Origin of the sequence: Palleronia sp. (assembly GCF_042089775.1) — a bacterium.
GTDB lineage: Bacteria > Pseudomonadota > Alphaproteobacteria > Rhodobacterales > Rhodobacteraceae > Palleronia.
In genome coordinates this window covers 17,051-36,230 of record NZ_JBELKF010000024.1, presented here as the reverse complement: position 1 = coordinate 36,230, position 19,180 = coordinate 17,051, and the positions used below count along the sequence as shown (strand labels likewise).

Below are 19,180 nucleotides of genomic sequence, written 5' to 3'. Positions count from 1 at the left end.
ACACGGCGAGCTACGCCGCTCGGCGGATGCTGACGGCGCGCCGAGCGCTGAGGCCGAGGGGTTCGCCAGTTAGTTTGCAACACCCACAGTCGGCAGCTAAGCGAGGACCGCGCGTACTTGCTCGACAGTTCGATTTCCGCGCGTCGCAGTCTCCTCGGTGACTTCCACTTCAGCGAAATGATCCTTGGCAATCTCGACGAGCTTTCCGGCGGGAGGAAGAAGACCCGGCGCGAACAGCTGAGGAGGCGTCTGCCGCGGCGGCGGCAGGGTGCGGAGCGCGTGGCCCGGTTCGGGCAGCGGAACGGACGACAGGAGTCGCCTGGTGTAGGGATGGACCGGCGAGGTCAGCACACTTTGCGTCGGTCCCGTCTCGACAATGCGGCCTGCCCACATCACCGCGATGCGGTGACTGACACGCTCGACCACGGCGATGTCGTGCGAGATGAACAGGAAGGAAAGCCCCTCCTCGTCCTGCAGCCGCTTCATCAGGTCGGTCACCTGGCGGGCGATGGAGACGTCGAGCGCCGAGACGGCCTCGTCCGCAATCACCAGCGCAGGTCCGGCAGAGAGTGCGCGGGCGATCGAAAGGCGCTGGCGCTGCCCGCCGGAAAACTGGTGCGCGTATCGACCAAGGGCGCTCCGCTCCAACCCCACCTTCTCGAGCAGGTCGGCGGCCAGTTCGGCGCGTTCGGCGCGGCTCATCGCGCGGCGGATATGCGCCGGCTCGGTGATGAGGTCGCGCACCGGCAGGCGCGGGTTGAGGCTGGCGAAGGGGTCCTGAAAGACCATCTGCATGCGTGACCGCGAGCGGCGCAGCGCGCCGCTGTCGAGGCCGGTCAGCTCCTGCCCTTCCAGGCGGATGCGTCCTCGGTCGGGTTCCACCAGCCGCATGATCGCCCGCGCGAGCGAGGATTTGCCGCACCCGGATTCGCCAACGAGCCCGAGCGTTTCGCCCCGTCCGACGGCCAGCGAAACGTCGCTGACCGCGTGGAAGTCCAGGTCGCGGCCGGGAAGCAGAGAGCGGTGCACAGGGAAGCTGAGCGAAAGGTTTTCGACCTGCAGAACCGGCGCCGGATCGCGGGGCGCCGGAGGGGCACCGGCCCCAAGCCGCGGCGCAGCCTGCATCAGCGCCCGGGTATAGGCGGCTTGCGGCCGGGCAAAGAGATCGGTGACGGCGGCCTCTTCGATCTTCTCTCCGCCGCGCAGGACGACCGCACGTTCGGCCACGCTGGCCACCACCCCCATGTCGTGCGTGATGAAAAGCACCGCCATCCCGATCTCGGTCTGGAGGTCGCGGATCAACTGCAGGATCTCGGCCTGCGTGGTTACGTCGAGCGCGGTCGTGGGCTCATCCGCGATCAGCAGTTCCGGTCGGCAGGCCAGCGCCATGGCGATCATCACCCGCTGGCGCAGCCCACCCGACAGCTCGTGGGGGAACTGTCCCAAGCGTCGTTCAGGATCGGGGATCCGCACCTGGTCGAGGGCGGCAAGCGCGGCCTGGCGCGCCCGGGACCCGGTAAGGCGCTGGTGCAGGTACAACACTTCCTTCAGCTGTTCGCCGATCGACATCACCGGGTTCAGGGCCGTCATCGGCTCCTGAAAGACCATCGAGATGCGATTGCCGCGGATTGCCCTGAGGGCACGCTGATCGATTTCGGTCAGCACCACGGGGTCGTGCCCATGCAATGCGATGCGACCGCCGGTGATCTGGCCGCCCTCGCGCTCGATCAGCCGCAGGATCGCCAGCGCGCTGGCCGACTTGCCCGATCCGGATTCGCCGACCAGGGCCACGGTCTCTCCAGCGGCGACCGTGAAGGACAGATCGCGAACCGCCTGATGGGCGCCGAAGGCAATCGAGAGGTTCTCGACCGACAGGAGTGTGGATGATGTCATGGATCGGCCCGGGGATGGCGCCCGCGCATCTCCGGATGCGCTGCGAATTGCGGAAGCGGCGGTGTCCAGCGCAGGGCGGTTGGCCGAAACACCGTCTCAAAAGGATCGGCGCCGTGAACCTGCCAACGCACCGTCTCGCCCAGTTCCAGCAGGCCCATGGCCCCGGCGGGCGTGCCGGCGGTGGTGAAGCTTTCGGTCAGCGACTGCTGGGTCAGATGCGTGATGCCGTCCACCCGGGTCAGCGTGTTCCAATGCACATGGCCCGAAAGGCAAACCACCGGCACCCGCGCCAGGGCAAGCGCGGCGCGGGCACGGTCAGCCATAGGATAGGTCGAAAGACCGGGATTGTTCTGGAACCAGTAGTTCCCGAGCTGGGAGTGGCCCGAGACCGGGACGTGGCTGACCACCAGCGTCGGCCGGTCCGCGGCCTGCATCGTGCGCGACAGCCAGACGAGATCGTCCTCGCGCAGGACAAAGGCGGTTCCGTCGGTGCCGCGGTGGATCCTGGTGTCGGCGCGCCACAGGACAATCCGCCAGTCGCCGAGGTCGTGGACCTCGTGCCCCATCGGCTGCCCGAGGATTTCCTCGTTTTCGGCGACGCTGAGGAAGTCGCGGTCATGATTGCCGTTGAGGTGCCAGACGGGCGCCTCGACCGCGCGAAACCCCTCGGCCACTTCGGTTTCCAGCCGAATGTCGGTGTCGTGGTCGCTGTCCGAGATGCGGTCGCCCAGGTCGAGCACGTGATGCGCATCCGCGTCGCGGGCGAAGTGCGCGAACTCCTCCAGCAGCGGCAGCGCGGCATCGCCACGCTTGGTGCCTGCGGGAAGGCCGTGATGAATGTCGCTGACGACGGCGAGGCGGAGGGTCATGGAAGGTTACCGTGTCTTGCGGCTGCAGGGATGGCCCGCCGCGTGATGCGGCGGGCCGGAGGGCCGGATCAGTTCGTGGCCATCGAGATGGAGCCGGCGCGGAAATCCAGCACGTAGGGGATGTGGCCGGGCTTCGGCGCCCAGTCCAGATCGGTGCGCATGGCCCAGCTTTCATAGGGCTGGTAAAGCGGCAGAACCGGCGGGTCCTGCTTGATCCGCTCCATCAGTTCGGCATAGGCCGCGCGGCGCTCTTCCACGTCCTGCGAGAAGCGGAAGCGTTCCCACGCCTCGGCATAGGCCTCGTCGGTGTCGAAGCGGCCGCAGCCTTCGGACGGGCCGTCCGGCGCCCACATCACGCCGAAGCTGCCGAACGGGTCGGGAAAATACATCGGGTTCGACCAGTTGCGCGTCATCATCTCGGGCACGCAGGTGGTCCATTCCTCGGTCACGTTGACGCGGCCGTTGACGCCGACCGCGTCCCACATCTCCATGATCGCCTGCGCGGCGAGAAGGCCGTTGGTGTAGTACCCGGAATGGGTGTCGTAGACGATCTCCTCCCCATCATAGCCGGCTTCTTCGAGAAGCTTTCGCGCCCGCTCGGGATCGTATTCGAAGGTCTGCAGCTCGGGCATGTAGAGGTCGCCGAACTCCTTCATCGTGTGGGTCGAGGGGACCTCGGCCATGCCCAGCCAGAGGGTCTCGTTCAGCAGGTCCCGGTCGATGGCGAGCGACAGCGCCTGGCGGATGCGCGGATCCTCGAGCACGGGGTGGTTCACATTCATGATCATGACGTGAAAGAGCGGCGTCACGCCGCCGACAGCCTTCATCGAGGAATCGCCTTCGATCAGCGCGAGCTGGTCGGGGGCGATGTTGGTGGCGAGGTCGGCCTCGCCGGTGCGGATCGCGGTGATGCGCGAGGCGACCTCCGGGACCGCGACGACGGTGGCGCGGTCAAGCGGCGCGGCCTCGCCCCAGAACTCGTCGAACCGCTCGTAGACGATGCGCTGGCCGGGCACGAACTTGGCGATCTCGTAGGGGCCGGTGCCGACAGGCGCGAGCGAGAAGGCTTCGTAGTCGTCGTTCTCGGCCTCGTTCGGATCGCCGGCCAACGCCTTGGTGTAATCCTCGGGAATAATGAAGACCTGCTGCAGGTTCAGCAACGTCTCCCACAGGGGTTCTTCGCGCTCGGAATGGACGCGCACGGTGTAGTCGTCGACCTTCTCGGCCCGGACGAAGTTGTCCAGCCGATCGCGGGCGCGGACCTGGTAGTCCGGGAAGGTCGCCTGATACATCCGATTGAGCGAGAAGACGACGTCGTCGGCGGTCATCTCTTCGCCATTGTGGAAGGTCACGCCCTCGCGGAGCTTCAGCTCCATGACGGTGGGCTCGATCAGTTCCCATTCGGTCGCGAGACCCGGTTCCCATACGGGCTCCATCTGGCTGTAGTCGCGCTCGATCAGCGGATCGAAGGCGTTGTAGTAGAACTGCGAACCGACGTTGGAGTGGTCGCGCCCGGGGTCGAGATACGGCGCCACGCTCGAGGCGGCGACGGTGATCTCGGCGGCCCAGGCGGTGCCGGCGATCGCGCTCATTGCGCTGGCGAGGAGAAGGCGTTTCATGTGTGGTCTCCGGTGGGTCAAGGGTTCTGGTGGCGCGGACCTTGCCGGCCCGTCTTGTGGTTCATCTCGATCGGAGCCGGACATCGGCCTGGTCGCGTAACCAGTCGCCGATGATCTGGACCGAAAAGGTGATGAGAAGGATCAGCAGCGCCGGGGCGAGAACGATCCACGGAGCGGTCGGCATGTAGGTGCGGCCGACGCCCACCATCGCGCCCAGCGTGGCGGTCGGTGGCTGCACCCCGAGGCCGAGGAACGACAACGTGCTTTCCAGCAGGATGATGTTCGACAGGCTGAGCGTGAACTGCACGACCAGCGGCGAGACGATGTTCGGCAGCAGGTGAACCACCGCAATGCGGCGCGGCCCGGCTCCGGCCGCGCGGGCGGCTTCGACGAACGGCATGCGCATCAGCCGCCGCACGTCGCCGCGGATGATACGGGCGTACTGCTCCCAGTACGCAAGCCCGAGGACGACGATCATGACCGGCAGCGAACTGCCCAGCAGCGCGAGGCAGAAGATGGCCACCAGGGTGAACGGGATGGCGATCTGCGCATCCACGGCGGCCATGATCGCGGCATCGACGCGGCGTCCTGCAACGCCGGCGACGACTCCGAGCGTGGCGCCGATCAGCAGCCCCAGCGTGGCCCCCAGCAGGGCCAGCATCAGCGTCAGCCGCAAGCCGTAGAGGCTGCGCGCGAGGATGTCGCGCCCCAGCTCGTCCGTCCCCAACAGGAACCGCGGGTCCGCACGCTCAAAGCCGACGGGGGGACGCAGGCGCGACAGCAGGCTCTGAGCCGTCGGCTCGTGCGGCGCGATCCAGGGCGCGAACAGCGCGAGCACGGCCAGAACCAGCGCACAGACCAGCGCCGCCTTGCAGATCGGATCGGCCTCGCGCCAGGCGCGGGACATGACGGGCTCGGGCCGCTTGGCGGTGGCATCGCTCATGATCTCAGCCTCTCCCCGTGCGGCGCAGGCGCGGATCGGCCCAGGCATAGCCGAGGTCCACGAGCGCGTTGATGACGATGACGGCGAAGGCGACCGTGACGACGCCGAACTGCAGCACCGGGTAGTCGCGCCGGAGTGCGGCATTCACCAGCAGGTCGCCGATGCCCGGCCAGGCGAAGATCGACTCGACGACGACCGATCCCGCGGCGGCGAGGCTCGCCACCTGAAGGCCGACCACCGAAAGCACCGTGATCCCCGCGTTCCGCAATCCGTGGCGCAGGATCACCGCAGCTTCGGACAGCCCCTTGGCCCGCGCGGTTCGCATGAAGTCCTGGCCCAGCACATCCAGCATCGCGTTGCGGGTGAACCGGGTGAGCGCCGCGATCAGGATGCCCGAAAGGGTGATCGTCGGCATGATGAAGTGCAGGGGGGTCGCGTTGCCCACGACCGGCAGCCAGTTCAGCCAATAGGCGAAGACCAGGATCATCAGGATCGCGAGGACGAAGTTTGGGATGGCATAGGCGAGGAAGGCGAACGACATGACCGCGCTGCCGATCCAGCGGTCGCGCCAGATCGCGGCGGCCACGCCCATCGGAATCGCCAGAAGCACCGTGAGCGCAGTCGCGGACAGCAAGAGCTGTGCCGACGGCCACAGCCGCTCGGCCACGATCTGGGCGACGGGCCTGCGCTCAATGAAGGACAGGCCGAACTCGCCGTCGATGAAGGCGCGCAGGAAGGCGAGGTATTGCGACCAGATCGGCTCGTTCAGGCCGTAGTAGTCGATCAGCAAGGCCCGGTCCTGCTGGGTGATGCTGTCGCCCAGCACGAAGTCCGCCGCGTCGCCCGAAAGGCGCGTCGCAAAGAAGACCAGCGTGACGATCACCAGGAACGTTATCGCCATCCTCAGAAGGGTTCGGGCCGCGTAACCGAACATCACGGCGTCCCGACCAGGTGCCGCGAGGTGGGTTCGACCGACGCGCCCGGGCGGCGCAGGAGCACAAACTCGATCCCGGCAGCGTGGGCGGCCTCGCCATCGGTGGCAGAGGTGTCGCCGATGAACACGGCGCTGCTGGCGGGGAAGTCTGCCCGGCGCAACGCCTCGACGACAAGCGCGGGCTTGGGCTTGCCGAAGGTCTGGGCTCGCGCCGTGGGCACCGCGGCTGCGATCGCCGCCCAGATGGCACCGGTCTCGGGCACTGGCAGGCCCTGCGGGTCCGGGTGAGTGGGATCGGGATTGGTGAGGATCACCGGCGTTTCAGCGTGGACCAGCCGAACCGCCTGCGCCAGGTCGTCAAATCGCAGCCCGGTGTCGCGCGCTAGCACCATCACGTCAGGATTCACCCGGTCGAGCACCAGCCCGAGCACCCGCGCAAAGGCCAGCAACGGCGGCGCGGCGAAGAGCGCGATCCGCGCGTCCGGCCGGGTCCGTGCGAGCATGCGGAGCGTTTCGGCCCCCGCGAGCAGGATGCGCTCTGCCGGAAGCGGAAGACCCAGGCCGGCCAGCCGCCGCGAAAGTGTCTCTGGCGTGTCCGTCGAGTTGTTGGAGACCACCCACAGCCGATCGGCGCACCGGGCAAAGAGGTCCTCCACATGCGGGAGCGGCACGTCGCCCGACAGCAGGCATCCATCGAGGTCAGCCAGAATGCATGCTCTGTCCGGCCAGGGCCCAGAGAGGAACTCGTCAAGTCCGATCGGCTGTATCATGCCAAAGCCTTCCTTTCCGGGGCCGTACCCAGGTTGCGCCGAGCGCGGTGTCTGATTGTCTTGCCGGAACCGAGGGACGCGGGCGACGAAAGCACCTGTGGCCGTGGTCTGTGACCTGCGTGTTACAGACGAAGGTTAAGCCTGCGATTCATGAAGGAAGAAGTTCAACTGCCCCCGCGTCCTCTGACCTTGGCGCGCCTGCGCGCTCTTACTGCGGTCGCGGAAGAAGGGTCCTTTGCTGCCGCGGCACGCAGGCTTGGCCTGTCCCATTCGGCCGTCGCCCAGCAGGTGCGAGAGCTTCAGGCCGCTTACCAGGTCCACCTGTTCGACCGCGTGCAGGGCGCCCTGCAGCCGACGGCGCTCTGCGCTGAACTCTGCGACATAGGCGTCGGCATTCAGGAGGCCGAACGGGAAGCCGTCCGCCTGCTCGAGCGCCGCACCATGAGCGGCGGCTCGAAGCTTCGGGTGGGCCTGGGCAACTCCATGCCCGGCATCGCCATCATCGGCACGATGTTACAGCGCCACCCGACATTGAGCGTCACGGTGCAGACCGGATCGCATCGCGACATCATGGCCGCGCTGTTGCGCCGAGACGTGGACGTGGCGATGCTGCCCGACATTCCTGCGGACCGGCGCTTTCGCAGCGAGCCGGTCCTGACACAGGAGGTCGTCGCGATCGTAGCGGCGGCGAGTCCGCTCGCAGAACGATCAGAAGTTTCGCTGGCCGAACTGGCGAGCCAACCACTGATCTTCCGGTCACAAGGATCTTCGACCCAGCGGATGGTGGACCGCGCGCTCCTCAGGGCAGCGCTCGCGCCAGAGCCGCGCCTTGTCGCGGACACGCGCGATGCGGTTTACGAGGCGGTGGCGCTCGGGATCGGGGCGGGGTTCATGTGGAGGCACAGCACCTACAGATCCGACACGGTTCGGCGCATCCCCATTGCAGACATGCAATCCGCCGTAAGCGAAACCATCTTTTCGCTGGCCGACGACGCAACCCCTCTGATCAACCTGTTCTTCAGTGCCGCGCGAGAATACGTGTCTTTGACGTGAACATAGGTACGACGTCGGTCCAAGCCTCTCCGCCTCCTTGTGCAACGATCATTTCAGGTGTGCTCCGGAGCCGCCAACCTTGCGGGACAATAGCCGTAAGGTTGCGGCGAACCAACCGAGGGGCAAATCCCGTGAGCTTCACTGTCTTGACCGCCCTTCTGGGCTTCGCATTCGTCGCCACTGTCACGCCGGGTCCCAACAACCTGATGCTTCGATCGCTCTTGTCTGTGGCCATCGTGGCCGGCGCCTTCGCTGTCGTCTGCTTCCCGGCGATCTCCGTCTGGGCCTGGATCGGAACGGTAGTCCGGCAACACCTGTCGAACACGACCCGGCTCCGGGTCTTCAACTTCACCAAGGCCGCCCTGCTGGTGGCATCCCTCTACCCTGTCCTCGGTCTCGATGCTTGAGTGGAGGGCGGGCGCACCGGCGCCGCCTTCGGCGAAGGCGAGCCATCGGCGCAACACCGACGGTAGGACGCGCGGCCTGGCGTGATCCGTCCCCGTCGACGTCTGGGTGCATGACGCCCCGGATGCGGCGGCACACGGTCATGCTTCGACCAATGTGCCGTCCGGGTTCAGTTCCACCCAGCTATTGCGCTCTGCAGATGCATACATCGCCTTGATCAAGGCAACGTCGCGCAGACCCATGGCGCCCGGAGTCCGCGGCTCGAAATCCTCCAGGACCGCACGGGAGAGGTGGTCGATCTCGCCAGTGAATTGCGTCGCGGCCGTCTGCCCGACGGGAACGGTTCGGCTGCCGAGGTCTCCAATCTCTATCAGCTCGTTTCCGCTGTAGGATGTCGCCGGGTTCAGAAGGCCTGAACCTCGGGTGCCCAGCAGCTGGATGCGGTTCTCGTTCATGGTGTAGGAGGTGGCGAGATTTGCGAGCGCACCCGAGCCGAAGCCCATCTGCACCGTCAGCATGTCCTCGACCTCCTGAAACCGCACATCGTCCGGTGGGTTCTCGATCGTCGCGACAAGCCTCGTCGGCGTCTCTTCCAGGAAATAGAGCGCCCCGTTGAGCGCATAGATCCCGATATCCATCATGGATCCGCCTCCCGCCAGGTCGCGCAGGACGCGCCACTCGTCGCGCGGCCGCGACAGGTCGAGCGTACGCATCGTATGCCCCAGGAGCATCTTCACGTCGCCGAACTCGCCATCCCGTTTCATCTGGAGCGCACGCTGGTTGTGCGGCTCGAAATGGGCGCGATAGGCGATCATGAGCTTGCGATCCGCTGCCTCTGCGGCAGCGATCATGTCGCGGCATTCCTGAACCGTGTTCGCCATGGGCTTTTCGCACATCACGTGCTTGCCTGCTTCAAGGGCGCGGATGGTATATTCTGCGTGCAGCCCGTTCGGCAGGACGATGTAGACGATGTCGATGTTCTCGTCGTTCGCGATGTCGTCGAAGTTGTCGTAGCTGTAGATGCTCGCGTCCGGGACGCCGTAATTCTCGGCCACACGGGCAGCCTTATCGGCATTGCCCGAGACGAGGGCGGTGAGTTCGCAGGTCTGCGATCGGGTGATGGCGGGGATCACGTGGTTCAGAGCGAACGATCCCAAGCCGACCACAGCCCAGCCGAGCCGTTCCTCCGGCGGCAGGGGCATCTGCAATTCGGCTTCCGGGAATGGTCGGCCGGTCGCTTCATCCGGAATGCTGGGCAGGTTCTGCGGCTGGCCGTTTGCTGCATTGGCGGCAGTGAGACCCGCTACGGTCCCGCCGGCACCGGCAAGAAAGCCGCGGCGCGACAGAGGCGGTAGGCTGATGTTGTCTTGGGACATGGGACCACTCGTTACTTGAATGAATAGGCAACGAGCGATGCGCGGTCGTGTTCCGGGCCGCCTCTCTGAGCATTCAGAAGCGATCAAACCCGGAGGCGGCTGATTTGGCCAGAATGATTGCGCGCCACTCATCGTGAGGATCCGCGTGCTGCCAGTTGCGGAGAGAACCGGCTCTACCACTGGCTCGAAGAGGCGGCATGTCCACCGTGCCGACAGGTGCTTCCAAATGAACCAGCGGCTGCCTCATGAAGCTGACAGGGAGGAAGCGGGGCCGGTGGCCCCGCCGTTCAGTCGGCAGCTTCGAGCTCGACCTTGATCCAGCCGGGCTCGCGCTTGTCGAAGGCCTCGTAGGCCGAGATCGCGTCGGTCATGGGCTCCATCTGGGTGAGGATCTTGACCGGGTCGATCGCACCGGTCCGTACCAGCTCGACAAGGTAAGGGCCGTATTTGCGGTGCGGGCAGTTGCCCATCTTCATCGTCAGGTTCTTGTTCATCGCCTGCCCGATCGGGAAGTCGGTCATGTTGGGCGGATAGACCCCGATGATCGACAGCGTGCCAGCCTTGGCCAGCGCCTGGACGCCCCATTGCAGCGCCTGGCCCGGTGCATCGCCCGGCACCCAGAGATCGCCCTGAGGGTTCTGTTCGGGCGCGACCGTCCCGATCTGCTTCTCGAACGTCTCAGACTGTTCCTCGGCCTTTTCGGCTGCCGGACCATGATCGGCGTGCTGCGCATCGACGCCAACCGCATCGATCACACGGTCAACTCCGATGCCGCCGGTCAGCTTCACGATTGTCTCGACCGGATCCTCTTCATCGAAATTGATGCACTCAGCCCCCTGCCGCCGCGCCATGTCCAGACGGTCCGGCAGACGGTCAATCGCAATGACGCGGCTGGCCCCGAACAGCTTGGCCGAAGCGATGGCGGCCTGGCCGACGGGACCGCAGCCGAAGACGGCGACGGTGTCGCCCTCCTTGATCTCGGCCGCCTCGGCGCCGAAATGCCCCGTGGGAAAGATGTCCGAGATCATGATCGCCTGCTCGTCGGGCACTTCTTCAGGCAGCTTCACCAACCCAATGTGAGCGTAAGGGATCCGCGCCTTCTCGGCCTGCAGCCCGTGGAACGGACCGGTGGGCCCGGTTGCCGTGAGGATTGGCGTTGTCGCATTGCGAGTAGTAGCCCGCCCGACAGTAGGAGCAGTGGCCGCAAGCGATTGTGGACATCACCACGACCCGATCCCCCACCGAAAGGTTGCGCACCATCGGCCCCAGTTCCTCGACAACGCCGACTGCCTCGTGGCCGACGATCGTGCCTGGCTCCATGCCGGAGAAGGTGCCGCGCACCATGTGCAGATCTGTACCGCAGATCGCCGATGCGGTGATCCGGATTACCGCGTCGGTCGGCTCTTCGATCGTGGGATCGGGGACATCATCGAGGCGGATGTCGCCCACGCCATGAAACGACTGCCTTCATCGAAAAGCTCCTTTGATGTTCGGGACCGGCTCGACCGCCGCAAGTTCGTCGCCAACGTCACCTCCCGTTGTTGTTCCGGCCACGGCGAACACCTGAAGAAGACGAATCGCCTTGCCGCGCTGTCCTACGATGGCCTTGGCCGACATGCTGGCGCGGGACAAACGCGCTCGCGACTCGCGCCGCGCTACCACCATCGCGGGTTGACGACCTTGTCGTAAGACTGGCGGCAGCTCGCGACGCGAGCGGCTTTTCGGAACATCGGCGCAGAGCCGGTGTTCAGGTGTCGAAACGGCTCTCCTTTCGAAGGATATCCCGATGCCCGCAAAATCCAAAGCACAGCAGAAGGCCGCCGGTGCCGCCCTGTCCGCCAAGCGCGGCGAAACCAAGGTCAGCGATCTCGAAGGTCCCGCCCGCGACATGTACGACAGCATGAGCGAGGATCAGCTCGAGGATTTTGCCTCGAGCGACCGCAAGAGCAAGCCCGAACACGACAGCAACTCCTGAGGTCCCATGTCCATTGCAATCCGCATTCACGAGTTCGGCGCGTCGGACGTACTGCAATTCGACGACATTCCTACCCCGGAGCCCGGCCCCGGCGAACTGAGGATCCGCGTCCACGCGGCCAGTGTGAATCCTGTCGACTACAAGATCCGCCAGGGCGGCTATCCGATGGTCGGTGCCGATGACCTGCCGTTCACGATGGGGCGCGACGTCTCGGGCGTCGTGGACGCGGTCGGGGAAGGCGCAGAAAGCTTCGGGAAGGGCGCACTTGTTCACGCCATGATCAGCACGGGCGGTGGCTATGTCGAACATGCGATCGTGAATGCCGGCGATGCAGCCGCCGTGCCGGACGGACTCGGACATGAACAGGCCGCCGCAATTCCGCTTGCGGGGCTGACTGCCTGGCAGGCACTTGTCGATCACGGGCAACTCCGCAACGGCCAGCGCGTCCTGATCCATGGCGGTGCCGGCGGTGTCGGCCATTTCGCTATACAGATCGCCAAGGCCCGGGGCGCGTGGGTCGCCACCACCGCGGCGGCGGAGGACGTGTCGCTGTTGCACGAGCTCGGCGCCGACATGGTGATCGACTATCGCAACCAGCGCTTCGAGGATGAGATCGACGAGGTGGACCTCGTGGTCGACCTGATCGGAGGGGAAACGCAGGACCGGTCCTGGGCCGTGCTGAAATCCGGCGGCGCCATGGTCTCGACTCTTGAAGAGCCCTCGGAGGAGAAGGCGCGCGAGAAGAAGGCACGAACGGCCCGCTTCCTCGTCCAGCCGGACGGAATGCAGCTCGAGGAGATCGGCCGGCTGGTTCTCAAGGGACAGCTGCGGCCCGTGGTGAGCGAGACGCTGCCTCTCGAGCGCGCGGCCGAGGCGCAGGACAAGCTGGAGCAGGAGCATATCCAGGGCAAGATCGTCCTGACCTTTCCGTGAGTACCGGCGCTTCGAATCCCCCGGTCGTGCTGTTGCTCGGCAGTATCAAGGCTAATTTCCAGATGGGCATCGATAAGCGCCCTGACGTGAGCGAGACGCTCCTGGCACGGAATTTCGCGCGTTGGCGGCGGCAAGACGGCGAAAGTCACCTACTTGGCGCAAAAGCTCGGCCGGGAGGCGGTGCTGCTGTGGCGGGTCGGTGATGACGATCTGGCCGAGCAGACCCTCGCCTCCTTGCGACAGACGCCGATCAACCCTGACCCTGTCCCGCGCGTCGAAGATGCGGAAACGGCCATCTCCGTCATCACCGTTCCCCCGGATGGCAAGAAAGGGAACGTCTTGGCGTCAGGCGCGAACGAGGCCTGAACGAAGAACGCTACCGCCTCTCGACGAGGTGGTGAGCGCCGCGCGGGACGGCTGCATCCTTGTGCTGGATTGCGAGGTGCCGGAGTTCATTGCTCGCGCTGCGGCGCAAGCGCCGCTCCGCAGCGGGCTATGCCTACTTCTCGACCCGTCGCCGGCCGATCAGGTTTTGGACCAGCTCCTATCCTTGGTGGATGTGGTGGTGCCGGACGCGACCGAAGCCGAAACATCGACGGATATCGCCGTGGACGGTCCCGATGCGGCGATGCCGGGCTGGCATGGGCGGTATGAGACTCGTCCGGCCTGACCACGGTCCATAGGATTGCCACACAGTGACGGAGAGACATTCGATGCAATATCGCCCCCTCGGCAACAGCGGCCTCATGGTGTCCGACTTGATCCTCGGCACCATTCCCTTCGGCGGCGCCAACGGCTTCGAGAAGACCGGCCAAGTCGACGCGACGCAAGCCCGACGCTTGATCGACATTGCGTGCGAGGCCGGTGTCAACATGATCGACACCGCTGACCTATATTCCAAGGGCGTCGCCGAAGAAACCGTTGGCGAGGCATTGTCGCAGTCCAAGGGCGGGTGGCCAGAGGATCTTCTGATAACCTCCAAAGCCCGCTTTCCCGTCGGGGGCGGGCCAAACTCTGGCGGTGCCTCGCGCTATCACCTGATCCGCGCCTGCGAGGCGAGCCTGAAGCGCCTCGGAACCGATCACATCGACCTGTATTACCTGCACATGTGGGATGGCGTGACGCCGATCGAGGAATCTCTGGCCGCCATGGACACGCTGATCGAGCACGGAAAGGTGCGCTATTGCGGGCTGTCGAACTTCAACGGCTGGCAGAGCATGAAGGCCGTTGCCACGGCGGATGCGATTGGCACGCACCGCCCCGTAAGCCAGCAGATCTACTACACGCCTGAAAGCCGCGAAGCGGAATACGAGCTGATCCCCTTCGGCCGCGATCAGGGCCTCGCGACGTCGATCTGGAGCCCGCTCGGGCAAGGTCTGCTGACCGGGAAGCTCCGCCGCAATCAGCCTTTGGACGAGAACCACCGGCAGGGAACAGGCTGGCCTGAGCCATGGATCAACGACAAGGAGCGCCTCTACGACATCATCGACCTTCTGGTCGAGATCGGCGAGGCGCATGATGCCTCGGCCGCGCGGGTGACGCTGGCGTGGCTCTTGAGGCGCCCCGGGGTCGACAACCTCGTCATCGCCGCGCGCAACGAGGACCAGCTGAGGGACAACCTCGCGGCACCCGACCTTGCGCTCACTGACGACGAGATCGCGCGGATCGAAACAGCCACGCGTCCTGCGCCGATCTATCCCTACTGGCACCGCGCGATGAACGGCACGGACCGTCTGAGCCGGCCGACCGCGAATTGCTCGAAGCCATGCGCGAGACCATGGGCCTAAAATAGGTCTCCGATATTCTCCGCCCGATGTCCGCAGTAGAGATCTGGCTGCGGCACCGGCGGCTTGAGTGCTGCTGGATACCACCCGTGAATAGTGCCTGGGCCCGCGCCCCGCCGGGCAGGATCCGCAAGAATGTCGACGGCCATTACGCAAGTTGTTCGCGTCACCATTTGCGGAAAGGCCAGCCGTCTTGATCAGAGGCTCCGCCGCATCAGACCTACGGCACGGGACGTTTCTTCACGAAGAATTCCAGCGCGAAGCGCGTGCCGGGTTCAGTGCCCTGCCAATCCGAGCGCCCACCAATCTGGCGACCAAGGGTGTCGATCAGTTTCATCCCAAGGCTCTTGAGATCCGCCGCATCGAAATCCGGCGGCAGGCCCTGCCCCTCGTCGGAAACCGTCAGTCGAAGGTGGCCTGGCCCAGCGGCGGCTGATGCCTGTCACTCTTCCGTCGTGTCGCCCCCGTCCTGGTCATGCTCCAGTCGATCCAGACTCGCGCGGGCCTTCTCTTTGTCGGCATCCCCGGCACCTTCGGGAAGATCCGAGGAATCGTCCGGGAGACCTTCACCCGTCTGGGCTATGGTTGCATCTTTCGGCCGGGCATTCGGACCCGTCGACTTCTTGTCACTCACGACGCAAACTCCTCTCAGGACACTCGGCAAATTAACGGGCCGGAGCAGGTGGGGTTCCTCCCTCCCCTCGCCCGAGGCTCACCGCCCTACCGGCGGGGAAGTCCCGTCCTGCTCACCATCTCACCGCCAGCGAGCGCCGGCGCGACGTGCTTCAGGATCGCCTCGATGACATGGGCGTTGTAGTCAACTCCGAGCTGGTTCGGGACCGTCAGCAACAATGTATCCGCCTCGGCGATGGCCTCGTCCTCGGCCAGCTGTGTGACCAGCCTCTCGGGTTCGTCGGCATAGCTGCGGCCGAAAATCGCCCGCGTCTGCGCGTCGAGATAGCCTATCTGGTCCCGCCCTTGGTTTCCGCGCCCGAAATACGCCCGGTCCTGATCCGAGACGATCGCGAAGATGCTGCGGCTGACCGAAACCCTCGGCGTCCGCTGATGTCCCGCCTCTTTCCACGCCGCGCGGTAGCCCCGGATCTGTTTGGCCTGCTGAACGTGGAACGGCTCTCCCGTCTCGTCGTCCTTGAGCGTCGAGCTTTGCAGGTTCATGCCGAGCCGCGCTGCCTAAGTCGCCGTCGCGTTCGATCCCGCGCCCCACCAGATCCGGTCCCGCAGGCCCTCCGAGTGCGGCTCGACGCGCAGAAGTCCAGGCGGGTTCGGAAACATCGGGCTCGGGTTGGGCTGCGCGAACCCTTCCCCCGCAGTACGTCGAGGAATACCTCGGCATGCTGCCGACCCATCTCGGCATCGGTCATGCCCTCGGGCGGCTGATATCCGAAATGGCGCCAGCCATCGATCACCTGCTCGGGCGATCCCCGGCTGATGCCGATCTGAAGCCGGCCGCCGGAGATCAGGTCGGCCGCGCCTGCATCCTCGGTCATGTAGAGCGGGTTTTCGTAGCGCATGTCGATCACGGCAGTGCCGATCGCGGTGCGCTGCGTCCGCGCGCCGATCGCAGCCAGCAGCGGGAATGGCGAGGCAAGCTGCCGGGCGAAGTGATGCACCCGGAAATAGGCGCCGTCCGTCCCGAGTCCCTACGCAGCGACGGACAGGTCGATCGACTGCAAGAGCGCGTCTGTGAGACCCCCGAAGGGCTCCAGTGGCCGAAAGACAGAAATCCAATCTTCTTCATGCGTCGCCCCCCTCCGATCTGGCGCAAACCCCTATGCGAGGCTGCACAACGCTTCAACAAGGCGACCATAGCGTGCGGCGATCGACAGCAAAGGACCATGCTGCGCTGGTGAACAGCAGGTGTGGACCTTCAGCTGGCAGGTGGACCTGGAGGCAAAAGCGCAGAGCGGCGATCATCAGGAGCTTTGGCCCTGGCTGCGGGATGCCGGCATCGGCGGGAAATCCGGTCAGCGGCGACCAAGGCGCAGCGGCGCTTTAGTGAGCGCTGAAGCCACCGAACCGCCGCCCTCTGCCGCTCGTCAGTATGTCCAGTAAGCTTGCCTTATCGGACGTAGAAGCGACGGCCCCGAAAGACCGGTAGTGGCGTCACGCTCATCACCCGATCCGGCCGGAATCAGCCCTCTCGTCACGGAAATCTCCGCCCCATCGGTGGACTGGCCGTTTGCGGGGTCTCTAGGCGCGCATCGAGATGATCCGCGTGCCGCCCCCGATCGCCCCTCGCAGCGGCACGGTAGCGTCAGAACCGAACAGGCCGACGATGAACCTGTAGTCCAGAAATCAAGCAAGAGCATGAATGGCACGACAGCGATGGCTTGGAGAGCGTCAGTGGAGCAGACCGACATTGGTACTGGCTCTTCCGGAAGCGCTCCAAGCGAACGTCCAGAGCCGGGCCTCTCCAGATTGAAGAGACGTGAGCGGTCCCAATCAGGTCAATAAGGTCGCGCCGGGCATTGCGCCCGCCTTTCGGTCGAAGGTCATTACTGTCTCGCATCCCGCGGCCATGCTGATCACCTGGATCAGATGATCCGCAAAACCCGGGCCGCCCTTGCGGTAACGGTGGAGTGCGAGACCCACCTCGTCGGCGTCCTCGACTACGACCTCCGGCACCTCCAGTAGGGCCGACAGCGCCGCCGCAATTCGTTCGCGTGGGAAGCCGTAAGCCCGGTCAAGCACCCAGGCTGATTCCAGTATCACCTCGCGCGGCAGAAAGCCCGGCACGGCCTCCGTCAAGCGACCGAACAGGGCACGCGCGGCCCTTCCCTGCCCCGGGTCGTCATCCACGAGGAACCGGACCAGCACATTCGTGTCGATGCCGATCATGTGCCGGCAGAGGCTCTTATCGCTGCTTCCATCTCGTCTAGCGACACTGATCTATCCGTCTTCAACATGCCGCCGAGCTCGGACACAGGGCGCAGCTTGAGGATCCGCACCTCGCCGCCATCCAGCACCAAATACCGCAACCGGTCCCCCGGTGATACGCCAAGCGCCTGCCGCACACTGCGCGGCAAGGTCGTCTGCCCCTTTGCCGTTACACCCGATTCCTGCACTGCCTTACTCCATGCCCAAAGCCACTACTTACCTGCGAAAAGTAATGCCGAGCCTTGGTAAGCGTCAAGCGTCAGAGAAAGCGACGAATCCCCTACCCTTCCACGCCGGCGACCGCTATCGGCTTCCGCAAAACGTGCGCCGCTTTGGACATGCTGCTCCCGCTCAACGCCCTTCTGGAATTGCAGAGGCGAACTGTGCATCGATCTACAGCTACAGCTACAGCTACAGCTACAGCGGCCGCTCCGTCGAGTTGCCCTTTCCCTCGCCGTCACCACGTGGGGTGTCGGCATGAACAAGCGCTGTGACCTTCCGGGATGCCGGGCAGCAATCGCCGCCGAGCGCGACAGCCTGGCTCACGGCACAGTTGGGCGCGGTAGCGTCGGCCGCCCCGTGAAGGTGAGACCTTCCCCGCGGGGAAGGTCAGTCGAGCGTGTCGAGAAGCTTACGCACCGCCTGTTCCAGCTTGCGCCGGTCAACGGTAGAAAAGTCGCGATCCAGTTTCACCTCGAGGCGACCGGCAGCGGCGGTGCAGCGGGCGCGGCCTTCAGGCCGTTCGATCTGGAAGCTGGTTTTGGCCTTGCCCGCAGCAGATCTGGCCGCCTTAGGCTTTGCCGCCGCGGCATGGTCCCCCTGCCCTGAGAACCGGCGAAGAACGCCCAGTTCGTCTGCAGCGCTGCGACCGTCCCAGTCTTTCAGCTCGGCGGCGATAGCTGGCGCCAAGTTCTCCACCGAATCCATCCGTGCGACCAGCGCCACCCCCAGCGATCGAGGTATCTCACGCTTGTGCTTCAGCACCGGTCCCAGCCGGTCCACCAAGCGGATGAACGACCGGATATAGCTGCGCTTCTGATAGCCGGCGGACTTGAACAGCTCGGCCACTGCACGGTCGGGATCAGTTTCGGTCACGTTTGGATCGCCGGCATAATCCAGAGCGAGCTGCGCCATCTCGGCGAAGGAGACGTCCTTGCGCACGAGATTTTCGTCCACCATCCGGCGATACAGCGAATCGAGACTTTCGCCCGCCCCCCAGATCGCCGCCGGAATTCGGCCCCACCGTTCAGGCTCGCCCGTCTCGCCCAGCAACGCGTGATAGGCCGACAGTCGGCGATAACCTTGAACCAGCTCGAAGCGTCCGTTCGCTGCCTCTTCCACGCGGATCGGGTTCGAAAGCCCCAGCGACCGGATCGATTCTTTCAGCTCGTCCAGCTCGGGATCCTCACCCGGCTGCCGGTCGCGCACAAGCTTTGTTGTGTCGATCCTATCCAGCGGGATTAGATCGACAACCAGACCCAGCCGCTTGAGGCGCATATGCTCGTGTGCCAATGCGTCGTTCTCGGCGCGGATTCTCGTCTCGGCCTCCTGACGCTCACGCGCTGATTCTGCCGTCTCGCGGATTGCGGCCGCCATAGGGCCACGGCGCCGCTCCTGCTCGACCTTCCCCGCGGGGAAGGTCTTCTCCTCAGATGACGGATCCGAAACGGGCGCATCGCCTTCCGGCATCTCAATATCAAACATCCTGCGCTTCTTCGCCATGCATCG

Annotated in this window: 21 protein-coding genes and 1 pseudogene; 8 read left to right on the top strand and 14 right to left on the bottom strand. The window is 65.2% G+C overall.

Features of this window, described 5'->3' with window-relative positions; genetic code table 11:
- Positions 1 to 96 precede the first annotated feature (96 nt).
- The 6 genes from ACFDS3_RS08510 to ACFDS3_RS08485 all read right to left on the bottom strand — a co-directional run bounded on the left by ACFDS3_RS08510 (position 97) and on the right by ACFDS3_RS08485 (position 7,028).
- The gene (locus ACFDS3_RS08510; protein ID WP_375261921.1) at positions 97 to 1,893 is read right to left on the bottom strand and encodes an ABC transporter ATP-binding protein; all 1,797 of its coding nucleotides are present in this window, start codon (positions 1,891 to 1,893) and stop codon (positions 97 to 99) included.
- Positions 1,890 to 2,762: a metallophosphoesterase family protein gene (locus tag ACFDS3_RS08505; protein ID WP_375261920.1), complete on the bottom strand. Its 873-nt coding sequence runs from the start codon at positions 2,760 to 2,762 to the stop codon at positions 1,890 to 1,892. The genes ACFDS3_RS08510 and ACFDS3_RS08505 overlap by 4 nt, the downstream gene beginning before the upstream one ends.
- Before the next feature lie 68 nt (positions 2,763 to 2,830).
- Positions 2,831 to 4,381: an ABC transporter substrate-binding protein gene (locus ACFDS3_RS08500; protein WP_375261919.1), complete on the bottom strand. Its 1,551-nt coding sequence runs from the start codon at positions 4,379 to 4,381 to the stop codon at positions 2,831 to 2,833.
- A gap of 61 nt (positions 4,382 to 4,442) precedes the next feature.
- On the bottom strand, positions 4,443 to 5,324 hold the full coding sequence (locus tag ACFDS3_RS08495; RefSeq protein WP_375261918.1) for an ABC transporter permease: 882 nt from the start codon (positions 5,322 to 5,324) through the stop codon (positions 4,443 to 4,445).
- Positions 5,325 to 5,328: 4 nt separating this feature from the next.
- On the bottom strand, positions 5,329 to 6,258 hold the full coding sequence (locus ACFDS3_RS08490) for an ABC transporter permease (RefSeq protein WP_375261917.1): 930 nt from the start codon (positions 6,256 to 6,258) through the stop codon (positions 5,329 to 5,331).
- A complete protein-coding gene (locus ACFDS3_RS08485) occupies positions 6,258 to 7,028 on the bottom strand; it encodes an HAD-IIA family hydrolase (protein WP_375261916.1) in 771 nt (256 codons plus the stop codon). Before ACFDS3_RS08485 ends, ACFDS3_RS08490 begins: the two co-directional genes overlap by 1 nt.
- A gap of 150 nt (positions 7,029 to 7,178) precedes the next feature.
- Here ACFDS3_RS08485 and ACFDS3_RS08480 point away from each other — a divergent pair, with 150 nt between their 5' ends.
- Positions 7,179 to 8,081, top strand: coding sequence for a LysR substrate-binding domain-containing protein (locus ACFDS3_RS08480; protein WP_375261915.1), 903 nt, complete (start codon positions 7,179 to 7,181; stop codon positions 8,079 to 8,081).
- 131 nt (positions 8,082 to 8,212) lie between these two features.
- Complete coding sequence (locus tag ACFDS3_RS08475; protein WP_375261914.1) at positions 8,213 to 8,488, top strand: hypothetical protein; 276 nt, start codon at positions 8,213 to 8,215, stop codon at positions 8,486 to 8,488.
- A 138-nt stretch (positions 8,489 to 8,626) separates the two neighbouring features.
- On the opposite strand, the gene ACFDS3_RS08470 is transcribed toward ACFDS3_RS08475, so the two are convergent.
- The 3 genes from ACFDS3_RS08470 to ACFDS3_RS08460 all read right to left on the bottom strand — a co-directional run bounded on the left by ACFDS3_RS08470 (position 8,627) and on the right by ACFDS3_RS08460 (position 11,206).
- Positions 8,627 to 9,862 (bottom strand): Gfo/Idh/MocA family protein, encoded by a 1,236-nt coding sequence (locus ACFDS3_RS08470; RefSeq protein ID WP_375261913.1) that lies wholly within the window; start codon positions 9,860 to 9,862, stop codon positions 8,627 to 8,629.
- A gap of 287 nt (positions 9,863 to 10,149) precedes the next feature.
- Positions 10,150 to 10,929 (bottom strand): zinc-binding dehydrogenase, encoded by a 780-nt coding sequence (locus ACFDS3_RS08465; RefSeq protein ID WP_375261911.1) that lies wholly within the window; start codon positions 10,927 to 10,929, stop codon positions 10,150 to 10,152.
- The gene (locus tag ACFDS3_RS08460; RefSeq protein WP_375261933.1) at positions 10,916 to 11,206 is read right to left on the bottom strand and encodes an alcohol dehydrogenase catalytic domain-containing protein; all 291 of its coding nucleotides are present in this window, start codon (positions 11,204 to 11,206) and stop codon (positions 10,916 to 10,918) included. Before ACFDS3_RS08460 ends, ACFDS3_RS08465 begins: the two co-directional genes overlap by 14 nt.
- Here ACFDS3_RS08460 and ACFDS3_RS08455 point away from each other — a divergent pair.
- The 6 genes from ACFDS3_RS08455 to ACFDS3_RS08430 all read left to right on the top strand — a co-directional run bounded on the left by ACFDS3_RS08455 (position 11,156) and on the right by ACFDS3_RS08430 (position 14,557).
- Entirely contained in the window at positions 11,156 to 11,551 is a 396-nt protein-coding gene (locus tag ACFDS3_RS08455; RefSeq protein WP_375261934.1) for a hypothetical protein, read from the top strand. The two genes, ACFDS3_RS08460 and ACFDS3_RS08455, sit on opposite strands and share 51 nt — an antisense overlap.
- Positions 11,552 to 11,648: 97 nt before the next feature.
- On the top strand, positions 11,649 to 11,837 hold the full coding sequence (locus ACFDS3_RS08450) for a DUF3008 family protein (protein WP_375261910.1): 189 nt from the start codon (positions 11,649 to 11,651) through the stop codon (positions 11,835 to 11,837).
- 6 nt (positions 11,838 to 11,843) lie between these two features.
- A complete protein-coding gene (locus tag ACFDS3_RS08445) occupies positions 11,844 to 12,770 on the top strand; it encodes an NADP-dependent oxidoreductase (protein ID WP_375261909.1) in 927 nt (308 codons plus the stop codon).
- A gap of 111 nt (positions 12,771 to 12,881) precedes the next feature.
- Positions 12,882 to 13,136: a PfkB family carbohydrate kinase gene (locus ACFDS3_RS08440; RefSeq protein WP_375261932.1), complete on the top strand. Its 255-nt coding sequence runs from the start codon at positions 12,882 to 12,884 to the stop codon at positions 13,134 to 13,136.
- Between the two features lie 31 nt (positions 13,137 to 13,167).
- Positions 13,168 to 13,440, top strand: coding sequence for a hypothetical protein (locus tag ACFDS3_RS08435; protein ID WP_375261908.1), 273 nt, complete (start codon positions 13,168 to 13,170; stop codon positions 13,438 to 13,440).
- Positions 13,441 to 13,483: 43 nt separating this feature from the next.
- On the top strand, positions 13,484 to 14,557 hold the full coding sequence (locus tag ACFDS3_RS08430) for an aldo/keto reductase (protein ID WP_375261907.1): 1,074 nt from the start codon (positions 13,484 to 13,486) through the stop codon (positions 14,555 to 14,557).
- Positions 14,558 to 14,996: 439 nt separating this feature from the next.
- On the opposite strand, the gene ACFDS3_RS08425 is transcribed toward ACFDS3_RS08430, so the two are convergent.
- The 5 genes and pseudogenes from ACFDS3_RS08425 to ACFDS3_RS08405 form a co-directional block, all read right to left on the bottom strand.
- Positions 14,997 to 15,188 (bottom strand): hypothetical protein, encoded by a 192-nt coding sequence (locus ACFDS3_RS08425; RefSeq protein ID WP_375261906.1) that lies wholly within the window; start codon positions 15,186 to 15,188, stop codon positions 14,997 to 14,999.
- 86 nt (positions 15,189 to 15,274) lie between these two features.
- Positions 15,275 to 16,313: pseudogene (locus ACFDS3_RS08420) on the bottom strand (LLM class flavin-dependent oxidoreductase).
- Positions 16,314 to 17,017: 704 nt separating this feature from the next.
- Positions 17,018 to 17,413, bottom strand: coding sequence for a PIN domain-containing protein (locus tag ACFDS3_RS08415; RefSeq protein WP_375261905.1), 396 nt, complete (start codon positions 17,411 to 17,413; stop codon positions 17,018 to 17,020).
- On the bottom strand, positions 17,410 to 17,640 hold the full coding sequence (locus ACFDS3_RS08410) for an AbrB/MazE/SpoVT family DNA-binding domain-containing protein (RefSeq protein ID WP_375261904.1): 231 nt from the start codon (positions 17,638 to 17,640) through the stop codon (positions 17,410 to 17,412). Before ACFDS3_RS08410 ends, ACFDS3_RS08415 begins: the two co-directional genes overlap by 4 nt.
- A gap of 421 nt (positions 17,641 to 18,061) precedes the next feature.
- Positions 18,062 to 19,174, bottom strand: coding sequence for a ParB/RepB/Spo0J family partition protein (locus tag ACFDS3_RS08405; RefSeq protein WP_375261903.1), 1,113 nt, complete (start codon positions 19,172 to 19,174; stop codon positions 18,062 to 18,064).
- Between the last annotated feature and the right edge of the window lie 6 nt (positions 19,175 to 19,180).

Bases quoted from the DNA above. Each gene is read 5' to 3' on its own strand.
- ACFDS3_RS08510 (WP_375261921.1), bottom strand. From the start codon at position 1,893: ATGACATCATCCACACTCCTGTCGGTCGAGAACCTCTCGATTGCCTTC.
- ACFDS3_RS08505 (WP_375261920.1), bottom strand. From the start codon at position 2,762: ATGACCCTCCGCCTCGCCGTCGTCAGCGACATTCATCACGGCCTTCCC.
- ACFDS3_RS08500 (WP_375261919.1), bottom strand. From the start codon at position 4,381: ATGAAACGCCTTCTCCTCGCCAGCGCAATGAGCGCGATCGCCGGCACC.
- ACFDS3_RS08495 (WP_375261918.1), bottom strand. From the start codon at position 5,324: ATGAGCGATGCCACCGCCAAGCGGCCCGAGCCCGTCATGTCCCGCGCC.
- ACFDS3_RS08490 (WP_375261917.1), bottom strand. From the start codon at position 6,258: ATGTTCGGTTACGCGGCCCGAACCCTTCTGAGGATGGCGATAACGTTC.
- ACFDS3_RS08485 (WP_375261916.1), bottom strand. From the start codon at position 7,028: ATGATACAGCCGATCGGACTTGACGAGTTCCTCTCTGGGCCCTGGCCG.
- ACFDS3_RS08480 (WP_375261915.1), top strand. From the start codon at position 7,179: ATGAAGGAAGAAGTTCAACTGCCCCCGCGTCCTCTGACCTTGGCGCGC.
- ACFDS3_RS08470 (WP_375261913.1), bottom strand. From the start codon at position 9,862: ATGTCCCAAGACAACATCAGCCTACCGCCTCTGTCGCGCCGCGGCTTT.
- ACFDS3_RS08460 (WP_375261933.1), bottom strand. From the start codon at position 11,206: ATGGTGCGCGGCACCTTCTCCGGCATGGAGCCAGGCACGATCGTCGGC.
- ACFDS3_RS08450 (WP_375261910.1), top strand. From the start codon at position 11,649: ATGCCCGCAAAATCCAAAGCACAGCAGAAGGCCGCCGGTGCCGCCCTG.
- ACFDS3_RS08445 (WP_375261909.1), top strand. From the start codon at position 11,844: ATGTCCATTGCAATCCGCATTCACGAGTTCGGCGCGTCGGACGTACTG.
- ACFDS3_RS08430 (WP_375261907.1), top strand. From the start codon at position 13,484: ATGCAATATCGCCCCCTCGGCAACAGCGGCCTCATGGTGTCCGACTTG.
- ACFDS3_RS08415 (WP_375261905.1), bottom strand. From the start codon at position 17,413: ATGATCGGCATCGACACGAATGTGCTGGTCCGGTTCCTCGTGGATGAC.
- ACFDS3_RS08405 (WP_375261903.1), bottom strand. From the start codon at position 19,174: ATGGCGAAGAAGCGCAGGATGTTTGATATTGAGATGCCGGAAGGCGAT.